This window comes from Burkholderia sp. AU44665, from assembly GCF_030504405.1.
In the GTDB taxonomy this organism is placed as follows: domain Bacteria; phylum Pseudomonadota; class Gammaproteobacteria; order Burkholderiales; family Burkholderiaceae; genus Burkholderia; species Burkholderia semiarida.
This window is the reverse complement of record NZ_JAUJRI010000004.1, coordinates 230,788-243,278: the sequence shown is the minus strand read 5'-3', so window position 1 is coordinate 243,278 and position 12,491 is coordinate 230,788. Positions and strand designations below refer to the sequence as shown.

Below are 12,491 nucleotides of genomic sequence, written 5' to 3'. Positions count from 1 at the left end.
ACCGGCGGCAGCCACCCCAAACCACGCATCACCAAGCGATATCGCAAGACGACCGCGACGTCCCCGCACCGCCGGTAGCCGTGCATTTCGTGCCTGAGCCGTTGTCATAGAACGTCCGTGTCTCTGGCTGCGGCACCGACGGATCGAACGGATTCGGCGCGCCGTGCGGACCGCGCGGCGCATCGTACGGCCGCTGAGGCGCATACGAGCCGCCGCTGCCAGCCGGCCCAGAGCCATTAGCGCGCAGGTATTCATTCCAGTTCCGCTCGCGCTGCTCATACCGCGGCACAGCGCGCCCCAAACTATCGCTCCCGCCCGCGCCGAGCGCGACACGATTCGGCGGCAAGATGACATCGGGTTCACGCTCAGAAGAAGCAGGCGGCAATGCCACAAGCGCATCGCTCGTCACCCGCAACGGCCGCGTATCCGGCGTATCGAAAGGGCTGCGTTCGGCAGGCGTGGCGAACTGCACCCGTCTGCGGCTCAACCGCGCCACATGCCCGTCATCCCGGGCGGCCGCACGTCGCTCCGAGCGAAACACATTGGCGCCGGCCGACCGGTCGGTCAGCGTATCGCGTCCGGAAGCATGGGCAGCACAAACAGAAAGCGCGCACGCGATCGCGGCGGCGGAAGAGAGGCGGATTGGGCAATTCATCGGTGATTCGAAGCAGGTGATGTGCATTGAACAAAAACGGCAAATCACTGGCTGGCGGCTGAGCGACAAGGGGGACGTCGAAGCGTCCCTGAAGCGACTGCGAGGCGCGGCGGGCGCGACTTGCAGGGAGGCTGGCTGGATTGCTGAAGCGAGGCCACATTATTTCATGGAAATCTCAAAAAGCTTTCAAAATGTTTAGCGTCAAAGGTAAACAGTAAGATTTGCCGCGATGTCGAGCGCCCGTTCTGGTGCGCACTCACACAATCATCAGTCGATTGATTTCCCGCGATCGACTCCTGGGGCCGCCCACAAAACGCACCATCGCAGATCACGCCGTCGCCGGACGCCACGCCCAGCAAGGAACCCACCCCGGTCTCCCCGCCCAATAGCAACCCGATTGCACCCAAAGCAAACGTTCCCGCCTTCCGGAGGTTGCGCCCCCGTCGCCACCCGCCCACCTCCAAAACGTACGTGTTTTCCCTCAATCGACAGGCATTTTTGACAGACGATTGAAAAACGCCCATATAATTTCGGCTGCCTTGCCAATGGCTGTCGGACCATCCCTCCGAACGAGCGATTTGGCAAGCGGGGCAGGCGAAACGCTTGCGCAATGCAAGACGCATCACGATGTCTTTCCGAACCAGACGTCCCCTTCGGGGACTGCAAGAGCCGGGCCCCGCTACGCAACATTCCGCTGGAGTTCCGTCTTCTATGTGTCTCGGGCGTGTCCCCTGTCCTCGCCCCGGGTGCTGTTCGATTGCGCAAGTCATGCCGCCTTTGCCCGTATGACTAAACAACATCGAGGAGCTCCCAGATGACGCTGTCCCGTCTTACGTCCATTTCCGTCGCCGCCGTGCTGTTCGCCGCCGGCGCCGCCGCCGCGCAAGCGGAAACCGTGAAGATCGCCATCGCCGGTCCGATGAGCGGCTCGGTCGCCCAATACGGCGACATGGTGAAGGCCGGCGCGCTGACCGCGATCGAACAGATCAACGCGGCAGGCGGTGCGGGCGGCAACAAGTTCGAAGTCGTGATGATGGACGACGCGTGCGAACCGAAGCAGGCCGTCGCCGTCGCCAACAAGATCGTCAGCCAGAAGATCAAGTACGTGATCGGCCACGTGTGCTCGGGTTCGACGATTCCCGCGTCGGACATCTACGAGAACGAAGGCATCGTGATGGTCACGCCGTCGGCCACCGCGCCGCAGCTGACGGAAGGCAAGAAGCGCCACTTCATCTTCCGCACGATCGGCCGCGACGACCAGCAAGGTCCGGCTGCCGCGCATTACATCATCAACAACGTGAAGCCGAAGAAGGTCGCGGTCCTGCACGACAAGCAGTCGTACGGCCAGGGCATCGCGTCGTCGGTGAAGAAGGACCTCGAAGCCGCGAAGATCCCGGTCGTGCTGTTCGAAGGCATCAACGCCGGCGATTCGGACTACTCGGCGATCATCACGAAGCTGAAGTCGCAAGGCGTCGATTTCGTCTACTTCGGCGGCTACCACCCGGAAATGGGCCTGCTGATGCGCCAGGCGCGCGAGCAGGGCGTGAAGGCGACGTTCATGGGGCCTGAAGGCGTGGGCAACAAGGACGTGACGGCGATCGCCGGCCCGGCCTCGGAAGGCATGCTGGTCACGCTGCCGGCCGACTTCTCGGCTGATCCGGCCAACGCGGCGCTCGTGAAGGCGTTCGCGGACAAGAAGCGCGACCCGAACGGCCCGTTCCAGATGCCGTCGTACGCAGCGGTGAAGATCATCGCCGACTCGATCGCGGGCGCGAAGACGACGGACCCGACGAAGGTCGCCGCGTACATGCACAAGACGACGTTCGACACGCCGATCGGCAAGGTCGCGTATGACGCGCAGGGCGACCTGAGGGCGTTCAAGTTCGTCGTGTACACGTGGCACAAGGACGCGACGAAGACCGCCGCCAAGTAACAACGGAGTATCCGCTCGCGCACCCGCCCCGCCCGAAACCCGGACGGGGCGGGTGCGTATTGGCCGCGCATCTGCCCCATGCGCGCCAAAGGGCGGCCCGAGACGACACCGTGCGCTGCGCGCGGCCGGCCGCCGTGATCCGGCGACGGCACGCGACCCAGCGCCAACGGGAGCTTCCCGCACATGACTGACTTCTTTCCCCAATTCGCCCAGCAGCTGGTCAACGGCCTGACGCTGGGTGCGATCTATGCGTTGATCGCCATCGGCTATTCGATGGTCTACGGCATCATCGGCATGATCAACTTCGCCCACGGCGAGATCTACATGATCGGCGCATACGTGGGCCTCGTGACCCTGACGGCCATCGGCATCTCCGCCGGCTATCCGCTGCCGCTCGTGCTCGGCGCCGCGCTGATCGTGTCGGTGATCGTCACCGGCCTGTACGGCTTCGCGGTCGAGCGCGTCGCGTATCGCCCGCTGCGCGGCGGCCCGCGCCTCGTGCCGCTGATCTCCGCGATCGGCATGTCGATCTTCCTGCAGAACTACGTGCAGATCGGCCAGGGCGCGCGCGACGTGTCGGTGCCGGTGCTGATCTCCGGCGCGTTCGAGATCCATCTCGGCGGCGACTACGACGTGACGGTTCCGTATGCGCGCCTGCTGATCGTCTGCGTGACGATCGTGCTGATGATCGCGCTCACGCTGTTCATCTCGCATTCGCGGATGGGCCGTGCGTGCCGCGCGTGCGCCGAGGACATGAAGATGGCGAACCTGCTCGGCATCGACACGAACCGGGTGATCTCGTTCACGTTCGTGCTCGGCGCGATGCTGGCGGCCGTCGGCGGCGTGCTGATCGGGCTGACGATCGGCAAGCTGAATCCGTATATCGGCTTCGTCGCGGGCATCAAGGCGTTCACCGCCGCGGTGCTCGGCGGGATCGGCAGCATTCCGGGCGCGATGCTCGGCGGCGTGCTGCTGGGCCTCGCCGAAACCTTCGCCGCAGGCTACATGCCGGCCGAGTACAAGGACGTGGTCGCGTTCGGCCTGCTCGTGCTGATCCTGCTCTTCCGCCCGACCGGCCTGCTCGGCAAGTCGGACATCGAAAAGGTTTGACGGAGACGCAGATGAGTCAAGTCATTTCCGTTCGCCGCCCGGCTGCCGACGCGTCGATCGGCCAGGCGCTGAAAAATGCCGCGGCCGCCGCGCTCCTGACGGCGATCCTCACGATTCCGGTGCTCGGGCTGCAACTGAAGCTCGAAGGCTATCAGGTGGTGCTCACGCCGCACTGGCGCCCGGTATGGATCGCGGTCGCGGCCGTGTTCCTGTTCCAGTTGTTCAAGCCGTGGCTCGTGCGCGCGAAATCGGCGGTGAAGCTGCCGGCGATGCCCGCGATGGGCGCGCAGCAGCAGCGCGTGATCATCTGGGTGCTGCTCGCCGTCGGCCTCGTGTGGCCGTTCTTCGGCTCGCGCGGCGCGGTGGACGTCGCGACGCTCGCGCTGATCTACGTGATCCTCGGCCTCGGGCTGAACATCGTGGTCGGTTTCGCGGGGCTGCTGGATCTCGGCTATGTCGGCTTCTACGCGGTCGGCGGCTATACGTACGCGATGCTGAACCAGTATTTCGGGCTGTCGTTCTGGGAATGCCTGCCGATCGCGGCGATTGCCGCGGCGACGTTCGGCTTCCTGCTCGGCTTCCCGGTGCTGCGCCTGCGCGGCGACTATCTGGCGATCGTCACGCTCGGCTTCGGCGAAATCATCCGCCTGCTCGCGAACAACCTGACGAGCCTCACCGGCGGCCCGGACGGCATCTCGAGCATACCGAAGCCGACGGTGTTCGGCTTCGAAATGGCGCGCTCGGCGAGCGTCGAAGGCGCGAAGACCTTCCACGAACTGATCGGGCTGGAATACAGCGGCGAGCACATGGTGATCTTCCTGTACCTGATCGCGCTGGTGCTGGTCGGCTTCACGCTGTTCGTGACGAGCCGCCTGATCCGCATGCCGATGGGCCGCGCATGGGAAGCGCTGCGCGACGACGAGATCGCGTGCCGTTCGCTCGGCCTGAACCCGACGCGCATCAAGCTGTCGGCGTTCACGCTCGGCGCGGCGTTCGCGGGTATCGGCGGCGCGTTCTTCGCCGCGCGTCAGGGCCTGGTGAATCCTGAATCGTTCACCTTCATCGAATCGGCGCTGATCCTCGCGATCGTCGTGCTCGGCGGGATGGGCTCGCAGCTCGGCGTGATTCTCGCGGCGATCCTGCTGACCGTGCTGCCGGAAGTCGCGCGCGGCTTTGCCGAGTACCGGATGCTGATCTTCGGTCTGGTGATGGTGTTGATGATGATGTGGCGTCCGCAGGGCCTGCTGCCCGCGAGCCGTCCTCACGTGGAGCTGCCGCAATGAGCGCGAATGCAGAACTGTTGAAGGTGGCCGGGCTGCAGATGCGCTTCGGCGGGTTGCTCGCGGTGGACGGCATCGATTTCGACGTGCGCCGCAACGAGGTGTTTGCGATCATCGGGCCGAACGGCGCAGGCAAGACCACCGTGTTCAACTGCGTCGGCGGCTTCTACAAGCCGACCGGCGGCGACGTCGTGCTTGACGGCCACGCGATTGGCGGGCTGCCGAGCCACCAGATTGCGTTGAAGGGCCTGGTGCGCACGTTCCAGAACATCCGCCTGTTCAAGTCGCTGACCGTCGTCGAGAACCTGCTCGTCGCGCAGCATCGGAAGGTGAAGGCCGGGCTGCTGCACGGCCTGTTCGCGACGTCCGCGTATCGTCGCGCCGAGAAGGAAGCGCTCGAACGCGCGGCCGTGTGGCTCGACCGGATGGGGCTGACCGCGGTCGCCAACCGGCCGGCCGGCACGCTGTCGTACGGGCACCAGCGGCGTCTGGAGATCGCGCGCTGCATGATCACCGAGCCGCGCCTGCTGATGCTGGACGAGCCGGCTGCCGGCCTCAACCCGCAGGAAAAGATCGAGCTGCAGCACCTGATCGACAAGCTGCGCCGTGAATTCGGCGTATCGGTGCTGCTGATCGAACACGACATGAGCCTCGTGATGGGCGTGTCCGACCGCATCCTCGTGATGGAGCACGGCCGGCCGATCGTGATCGGCACGCCGGAAGCGGTCCGCAACGACCCGCGCGTGATCAAGGCGTATCTGGGGGAAGAGTGATGCTGAAGCTGGAACAGGTCCATACGCACTACGGCGCGGTCGAGGCGCTCGCGGGCGTGTCGATCGAAGTGAACAAGGGCGAGATCGTCACGCTGATCGGCAGCAACGGCGCCGGCAAGACGACGCTGATGATGACGGTATGCGGCACGCCGCGCGCGTCGTCGGGCCGCGTGCTGTTCGAGGGCAACGACATCACCGCGATGTCGACGCACCAGATCATGCGGCAGGGGATGGCGATCTCGCCGGAAGGGCGGCGCGTGTTCCCGAGCCTGACGGTGCTCGAGAACCTGAAGATGGGCGGCTTTTTCGCGAGCCGTCACGAGATCGACGACGGCATCGAGCACGTGTTCAAGCTGTTTCCGCGCCTGAAGGAACGCGCGGCGCAGCGGGCCGGCACGATGTCGGGCGGCGAGCAGCAGATGCTGGCGATCGGCCGTGCGCTGATGAGCAAGCCGCGTTTGCTGCTGCTGGACGAACCGACGCTCGGCCTCGCGCCGCTCGTGATCGCGCAGATCTTCGACATCATCCGGACGATCCGCGACGAGGGCGTCACGGTGTTCCTGGTCGAGCAGAACGCGAACAAGGCGCTCGGCGTGGCCGATCGCGGCTACGTGCTCGAAACGGGGCGCGTGGTGCTGGCCGACACGGGCGCGAACCTGCTCGCGAACGACCGGATCAAGCAAGCGTATCTCGGCGGTTGATCGGCGGGAAGCCGCTGGCCTGCAACGGGCCGGCGGCTTTTTAGCGTTGTTTCCGGATGTGTCGGTACGATGGGGGCCATTCCCGTTTGTGTAGCGAATCCGCAGCCGATTCGGCTTCGATCGTAGTCGAATCGGCGACTTCCTCGCTTCCCGGAGCAAACCGATGAAGGTCAAACGAATCGTCGCCAATATCGACACACGCTCGATCGACGACGCAAAGCGCTTCTATCGGCACATCTTCGGCCTCGACCTGCTGATGGACCACGGCTGGATCGCGACCTACGGCAACGCCGAGCAGATGGACGTGCAGATCAGCTTCGCGTCGCAGGGCGGATCGGGCACGCCGACGCCCGATCTGTCGATCGAGGTCGACGATCTCGACGAAGCGCTTGCGCGTGTTCATGCGGCCGGCGTGCCCGTCGAATACGGCCCGGCCGACGAGCCGTGGGGTGTACGGCGGTTTTACGTGCGCGATCCGTTCGGCAAGCTCGTCAACGTGCTCTCGCATCGCTGACCGGCGACGGCGAGCCGGGCACGCCGCCGGCGTTCACGCATGCAACGCGAGCCCCTTCACCGCCTTGTCCACGGCCTTCTTCGGCCCGCGCAACGCCAACCCGACCAGATCGGGATTCTCCGCATCCTCGGCGCGAAACGCTTCGCGGTTGGCCGCATCGTGCCCGGTCGAGAACATCGCGCGCACGTAGGGCACGATCGTCAACTCGCGCGACAGCGCTTGCCGGTGCGCGGCCTGCAATCCGTTCAGATCGGCCGCGAACACCAGCATCGGCTGGCCGAGCATCCGGCCGTAGCGGCGCCCGGCCGCATCCTCGTAAGGCTCGCCGAGCGCATCGGGCGCACCGGCTGCGACGCCCGTCGCGAGAAACGCGACGACATTGAGTTTCTGCCACGCGGCGAGATCGTCGCGCACGATCAGCGCTACTTTGGTATCGAACATGCTTGCTCCTGGTTGGAGCGCCCATGATCCGACGCCGCGCGCGATCAGTCTGGAACGTTTGTGCAGAGTTGCCGGTACGCGGCCGGCGTGATCCGGTACGCGCGGCGGAACCAGCGGCCGAGGTGGCTCTGGTCCGCGAAGCCGACGTCGGCGGCCGCCTGCGCGGGCGTGCGGCCGGCGGCCAGCAGCCGGCGCGCGGCACGCAGCCGCAAACGCACGAGGTACGCGTGCGGCGACGTGCCGAACGCGCGCTGGAACATGCGCGTCAGCCGGAACCGGTCGATGCCGGCGACGCTCGCGAGTTCGTCGAGGCCGATGTTGTCGCCCATGTGTTCGTGCAGCAGGTCGCGCACGCGTGCGATCGCGGGCGGCACGACGCCGCTTTCCAGCACAAGCGGGCCGCCCAGATGGCTGCCGAGCCGCATCAGCAGGCGGTCGAGCGTCTGGTCGCGCGCGAGCCGGCCTTCGTTGTCGTGGAGCGCGAAGAACGCGTTCCGGATCGCATCGACGAGGCCGCGATCGTCGACGAGCGTGTGGCCGAACGTGGCTTCGACGCTGCCGAGGCCCGGCAGGTCGAGCCGGCGCGCGGCGCGCTCGACCCACGCCTGCGGCAGGTACAGCATCCCGTACGTGAAGCCGCCGGCTTCGGGCGCGTGGCCGTCGTGCATCGCACCCGGCTCGATCAGGATCGCGCGGCCCGGCACGCTCGTATGCAGCGAGCGGTGGCACTGGAAGCGCTGCACGCCCTGTTCGGTGAAGCCGACCAGCATGTCGTCGTGGTCATGCGCGTCGTACGCATGGCCGTTGAAATGCGCGTGCAGGCTTTCGATGCCGGTTTCCGCGTCGCGGCGCGCGACGAGCCAGTGGTCGGGTTCGCCGGTGGCTTTCGCATCTGTCGTCATCGGCTACCTCTCACGTCGTCGTTGTGTGACGGACCCTCTAAGCAGGCGGCGGAACAGCGGAGGCGCGTGCGGTTCATGCTCCGTTCACCGCCGCCTGTTCGTCGCGCGCATATTGCGCGGGTGGCCGGCCGACATGCCGCGCGAACGCGACGCTGAACGTGCTCGCCGAGCTGTAGCCGACGCGCGCCGCGATTTCCGCGATGCGGCCTTCGTTGCGGCGAAGCAGATCCTTCGCGAGCGCCATGCGCCACGTCAGCAGGTATGCCATCGGCGCGACGCCGACCGCGCGGCTGAAGCGTTCGAAGAACGTCGAGCGCGACAGCGCGGCTTCCTTCGCGAGTTCGACGATCGTCCACGGGTGCGCGGGGCGTTCGTGCATCCGGCGCAGCGCGGCCGCGAGGCGGCTGTCGGCGAGCCCGCGCACGAGCCCGGGCGACGCGTGCGTGCCGGTCGTGAACCGCAGCGCCTCGATCAGCAGCACTTCGAGCAGACGCGCCAGCACGATCTCGCGGGCAGGCCGCTGTGCGCGAGATTCGTCGCGCACCAGTTGCACGAGCGTGGTCAGCCGCGGTTCGCCGCGCACGTGCACGAAGCGGGGCAGCAGCGACACCAGCAGCGATGCATCGGGCGAACCGAAACTGCAGTTGCCGGCCATCATCCGCGTGTCGACCGGGTTGGCCGGATCGCCGATCCGGTATTCGCCGTGGTCGAGCATGACGGGCGGCGCGGTGTCGACGCCCGGCGGCGGCGGTTCGAGGCTCGACATCGCGACGCCGTAGGCCGCCGGAATCAGCATGAAGTCGCCGGCCAGCAGTTCGATCGGCGCATGCCCGTCGATCGCGATCCGGCAGCCGCCGTCGAGGACCGCGCAATAGAACGGCTCGCCGGCGACCGTGCGGTTGATCGCCCACGGGCTCGCGCCGCGCACGTACTTCGAGTACCGCGCGCCCGGTTGCAGCAGCGTCACGACTTCGGTCAGCGGGTCGATCATCGCCGGACTCTCGCAAAAGAAAAGCGGATTGTCGATTGTAGCGAATACGGCTCCCGCCATCTATCGTACGGACACGTGCTCAACACCCCCCAGGAGTTCACATGAAGACCGTACTCATTACCGGCTGTTCTTCCGGCTTCGGCCTCGAAATCGCGCGGCATTTTCTGGCGCGCGACTGGCAGGTCGTCGCGACGATGCGCAAGCCGGCCGACGACGTGCTGCCGCCGTCGGAGCGCTTGCGCGTGCTGCCGCTCGACGTGACGAACGCGGACAGCATTCGCGCCGCGATCGACGCCGCCGGCCCGATCGACGTGCTCGTCAACAACGCGGGCTTCGGCGCGGCCGCACCGGCCGAGCTCACGCCGCTCGATACGGTGCGCGCGCTGTTCGACACCAACACGATCGGCACGATCGCAGTGACGCAGGCCGTGTTGCCGCAGTTTCGCGCGCGCGGCGCCGGCGTGGTCGTGAACGTCACGTCGAGCGTCACGCTGAAGGCGCTGCCGCTGGTCGGCGCGTATCGGGCAAGCAAGGCGGCGGTGAATGCGTTCACCGAATCGATGGCGGTCGAACTCGCGCCGTTCGGCGTGCGCGCGCATCTGGTGCTGCCGGGCCGCGCGCCCGACACGCGTTTCGCCGACAACGCACGGTCCCACATGCACGGCTTCGAGCACGAAGCGTATGCGGACTTCGTCGGCAAGGCCGTGGCGCGGATGCTCGATGCGTCGGGGCCGATCACGCATGCGCAGGACGTCGCCGAAGCCGTGTGGCGCGCGGCGACCGATCCGTCGAGCCCGATGCGTATTCCGGCCGGCGCGGATGCGCAGGCGTGGGCGGCGGAAGCGGGTTGAACGATCGGGCGTCCGTCGCGCCGGCGGGTTGAACCGGTGCGACGGACCGGGCGAGGCGGCGACGGGCGCTAAAGCGCGCGGGTAATCGCCTGCTCCAGCAGCGACAGGCCGAGATCGATCTCGTCTTCGCTGACGGTCAGCGGCGGCGCGATCCGGAACACGCCGCCCATGCCGGGCAACTGCACGATGTTCATGCTGAGCCCGAGCTTCATGCACTCGCGCGTGATCTTCGCGCCGAGCCCGTCCGCCGGCTCCTTGGTGCGGCGATCCTTGACGATCTCGACGCCCAGCAGCAGCCCGCGCCCGCGCACGTCGCCGATGCAGTCGAAGCGCTCCATCAGGTCGAGCAGGCCGCGCCGCAGCCGCTCGCCCATCGTGTTCGCGCGCGCGACGAGGCCGTCGCGCTGCACGACGTCGAGCACGCGCAGGCCGACGGCGGCGGGCAGCGGATCGGACACGTGCGTCGTGTAGAACAGGTAGCCGAGCGCGTGCGCGCGTTCCTCGATCGCCGCGGACGTGACCATCGCCGCGAGCGGCAGCCCGGCGCCGAGCGTCTTCGACAGCGTCAGGATGTCGGGCGTCACGCCGTCGCGCTGGCACGCGAACATCGTGCCGGTGCGGCCGACGCCCGTCTGCGCCTCGTCGAGGATCAGCAGCATCCCGCGTGCCTCGCACTTGCGCTTGAGCGCGGCCATGTAGCCTTCCGGCAGCTCGATGATCCCGCCCGAGCTGAGAATCGGCTCCGCGATGAACGCGGCGAGGTTGCCGCTCGACTGCCGGTCGATCAGGTCGAACGCGTAGTCGAGTTCGGCGAGCGGGTCGTACGCGCCGTTGCGCTCGAAGCGCGGCCGGTACGCGAACGGGGCCGGAATCGCGAACGAGCCGACCGACGCGGGGCCCACGCCCTTGCGGCCCGCGCTGTAGGTGGCCGATGCGGCGGCGCCCGTCATCCCGTGCCACGACTGCGCGAAGCCGACGATCTCGTACTTGCCGGTGACGAGCTTCGCCATCCGGATCGCCGCCTCGTTCGATTCCGCGCCGGTGCTGAGCAGCAGCGCGCGGTCGAGCCCGGCGGGTGTGATGTCGGCGAGGCGCGTCGCGAGATCGACGACCGGCCGCGACAGCATCCCGCTGAACAGGTGATCGAGCTTGCCCGCGTATTCGCCGATGACGGACACGATTTCCGGATGGCTGTGGCCGAGCACCGCGCTCATCTGGCCCGACGTGAAATCGAGGATCGCGCGGCCGTCGGCGTCGTAGACGAAGCTGCCTTTCGCGCGCTCGACGATCATCGGCTCGAACGTGCCGCCGTAGCGGACCAGGTGCTGCGTGGCGTTGCGCCAGAAGGTTGCGTCGTCGTTCAGGGACATCGGGCGGCTCCGGGCAAAAGGGCAGGGATCGCTTGCAGTCTAGGCGCGCGTCTGGTTTGATGGAAACGAATAGTTCTAATGCAAGCTAGAAGAGGGGCTAATACCTTGGCGCTTTCGCTCGAAATCGACCTGCTGCGCTCGTTCGTCGTGATCGCCGAGGTGCGCGCGTTGAGCCGCGCGGCCGCGCGGGTCGGCCGCACGCAATCCGCGCTCAGCCAGCAGATGAAGCGGCTCGAAGAGGCCGTCGACCAGCCGCTGTTCCAGCGCACCGGCCGGGGCGTGGTGCTCACGCATCCGGGCGAGCGGCTGCTCGTGCATGCGCAGCGCATCCTGCGGCTGCACGACGAGGCGATGGCCGACCTGTGCGGCACGGGGCTGTCGGGGACGATCCGGTTCGGGTGCCCTGACGATTACGCGCAAGTGTGGCTGCCGTCGCTGCTGCGGCAGTTTTCGAGCCAGCATCCGCAGGCGATCGTCGAAGTCGTGTGCGGGCCGACGCCGCGGCTCGTCGAACACCTGGAGAAGCGCGCGGTCGATCTGGCGATGATCTCCGTGCCCGACGACGGCGCGACCGACGACATCATTCGCCGCGAGCAACTGGTGTGGATCGGCTATCCGGGGCTCGAGCCCGCGCATTTCGATCCGCTGCCGCTCGCGCTGTCCGATCGCGATACGCTCGATCACCTCGCGGCGTGCGACGCGTTGAACCGCGCCGGCCGCGACTATCGCGTCGCGTATGCGAGCAGCAGCCTCGCCGGGCTGATCGCGCTGGTGCGCTCGGGGCAGGCGTTCGCGGTGATGACGCAGACGGCCGTGCCGGCCGACCTCGCGATCGTCAACGGCGACCCGCACTTGCCGCCGTTGCCGGCCGTGGGCATTACGCTGCGGTTCGACCGGAAGCGCCCGTCGCACCTGACGGCCGCTTTCGCCGACCATATCCGGCAAACGCTGCCGTTGCTTTGACGGCCGG

General features: G+C 67.2%; 14 protein-coding genes. 8 read left to right on the top strand and 6 right to left on the bottom strand.

What is annotated here, in order from left to right:
* Nucleotides 1-28: 28 nt before the first annotated feature.
* Both QZM15_RS12010 and QZM15_RS12005 read right to left on the bottom strand, forming a co-directional pair.
* Nucleotides 29-682 carry a hypothetical protein gene (locus tag QZM15_RS12010; RefSeq protein WP_302106453.1) on the bottom strand — a complete coding sequence of 218 codons (654 nt, stop codon included), beginning with the start codon at nucleotides 680-682 and terminating at the stop codon, nucleotides 29-31.
* A gap of 137 nt (nucleotides 683-819) precedes the next feature.
* A complete protein-coding gene (locus QZM15_RS12005; RefSeq protein WP_302106452.1) occupies nucleotides 820-1,281 on the bottom strand; it encodes a hypothetical protein in 462 nt (153 codons plus the stop codon).
* A gap of 188 nt (nucleotides 1,282-1,469) precedes the next feature.
* Between QZM15_RS12005 and QZM15_RS12000 the strand changes: the two genes are divergently transcribed.
* The 6 genes from QZM15_RS12000 to QZM15_RS11975 all read left to right on the top strand — a co-directional run bounded on the left by QZM15_RS12000 (nucleotide 1,470) and on the right by QZM15_RS11975 (nucleotide 6,966).
* Nucleotides 1,470-2,588: a branched-chain amino acid ABC transporter substrate-binding protein gene (locus QZM15_RS12000; protein WP_302106451.1), complete on the top strand. Its 1,119-nt coding sequence runs from the start codon at nucleotides 1,470-1,472 to the stop codon at nucleotides 2,586-2,588.
* 183 nt (nucleotides 2,589-2,771) lie between these two features.
* Complete coding sequence (gene livH, locus QZM15_RS11995; protein WP_059584442.1) at nucleotides 2,772-3,698, top strand: high-affinity branched-chain amino acid ABC transporter permease LivH; 927 nt, start codon at nucleotides 2,772-2,774, stop codon at nucleotides 3,696-3,698.
* 11 nt (nucleotides 3,699-3,709) lie between these two features.
* The gene (locus QZM15_RS11990; RefSeq protein WP_059584443.1) at nucleotides 3,710-4,981 is read left to right on the top strand and encodes a high-affinity branched-chain amino acid ABC transporter permease LivM; all 1,272 of its coding nucleotides are present in this window, start codon (nucleotides 3,710-3,712) and stop codon (nucleotides 4,979-4,981) included.
* Nucleotides 4,978-5,751, top strand: a complete 774-nt coding sequence (livG, locus tag QZM15_RS11985; RefSeq protein ID WP_059584445.1) for a high-affinity branched-chain amino acid ABC transporter ATP-binding protein LivG — start codon at nucleotides 4,978-4,980, stop codon at nucleotides 5,749-5,751. Before QZM15_RS11990 ends, livG begins: the two co-directional genes overlap by 4 nt.
* On the top strand, nucleotides 5,751-6,452 hold the full coding sequence (locus tag QZM15_RS11980) for an ABC transporter ATP-binding protein (RefSeq protein ID WP_006484776.1): 702 nt from the start codon (nucleotides 5,751-5,753) through the stop codon (nucleotides 6,450-6,452). Before livG ends, QZM15_RS11980 begins: the two co-directional genes overlap by 1 nt.
* Nucleotides 6,453-6,615: 163 nt before the next feature.
* Nucleotides 6,616-6,966, top strand: coding sequence for a VOC family protein (locus QZM15_RS11975; RefSeq protein WP_059584447.1), 351 nt, complete (start codon nucleotides 6,616-6,618; stop codon nucleotides 6,964-6,966).
* 33 nt (nucleotides 6,967-6,999) lie between these two features.
* Here the strand turns inward: QZM15_RS11975 and QZM15_RS11970 are convergent, their stop codons facing one another.
* The 3 genes from QZM15_RS11970 to QZM15_RS11960 form a co-directional block, all read right to left on the bottom strand.
* Entirely contained in the window at nucleotides 7,000-7,407 is a 408-nt protein-coding gene (locus QZM15_RS11970) for a DUF2000 domain-containing protein (RefSeq protein WP_059584448.1), read from the bottom strand.
* A gap of 44 nt (nucleotides 7,408-7,451) precedes the next feature.
* A complete protein-coding gene (locus QZM15_RS11965; protein WP_059584450.1) occupies nucleotides 7,452-8,309 on the bottom strand; it encodes an AraC family transcriptional regulator in 858 nt (285 codons plus the stop codon).
* Between the two features lie 73 nt (nucleotides 8,310-8,382).
* The gene (locus QZM15_RS11960) at nucleotides 8,383-9,360 is read right to left on the bottom strand and encodes an AraC family transcriptional regulator (RefSeq protein ID WP_302106450.1); all 978 of its coding nucleotides are present in this window, start codon (nucleotides 9,358-9,360) and stop codon (nucleotides 8,383-8,385) included.
* A 41-nt stretch (nucleotides 9,361-9,401) separates the two neighbouring features.
* Between QZM15_RS11960 and QZM15_RS11955 the strand changes: the two genes are divergently transcribed.
* Nucleotides 9,402-10,151: an SDR family oxidoreductase gene (locus QZM15_RS11955; protein WP_104012573.1), complete on the top strand. Its 750-nt coding sequence runs from the start codon at nucleotides 9,402-9,404 to the stop codon at nucleotides 10,149-10,151.
* A 68-nt stretch (nucleotides 10,152-10,219) separates the two neighbouring features.
* Here the strand turns inward: QZM15_RS11955 and QZM15_RS11950 are convergent, their stop codons facing one another.
* Entirely contained in the window at nucleotides 10,220-11,521 is a 1,302-nt protein-coding gene (locus tag QZM15_RS11950) for an aspartate aminotransferase family protein (RefSeq protein WP_059584461.1), read from the bottom strand.
* Nucleotides 11,522-11,599: 78 nt separating this feature from the next.
* Between QZM15_RS11950 and QZM15_RS11945 the strand changes: the two genes are divergently transcribed.
* Nucleotides 11,600-12,484 carry a LysR family transcriptional regulator gene (locus tag QZM15_RS11945; protein ID WP_180278257.1) on the top strand — a complete coding sequence of 295 codons (885 nt, stop codon included), beginning with the start codon at nucleotides 11,600-11,602 and terminating at the stop codon, nucleotides 12,482-12,484.
* Nucleotides 12,485-12,491: the final 7 nt, after the last annotated feature.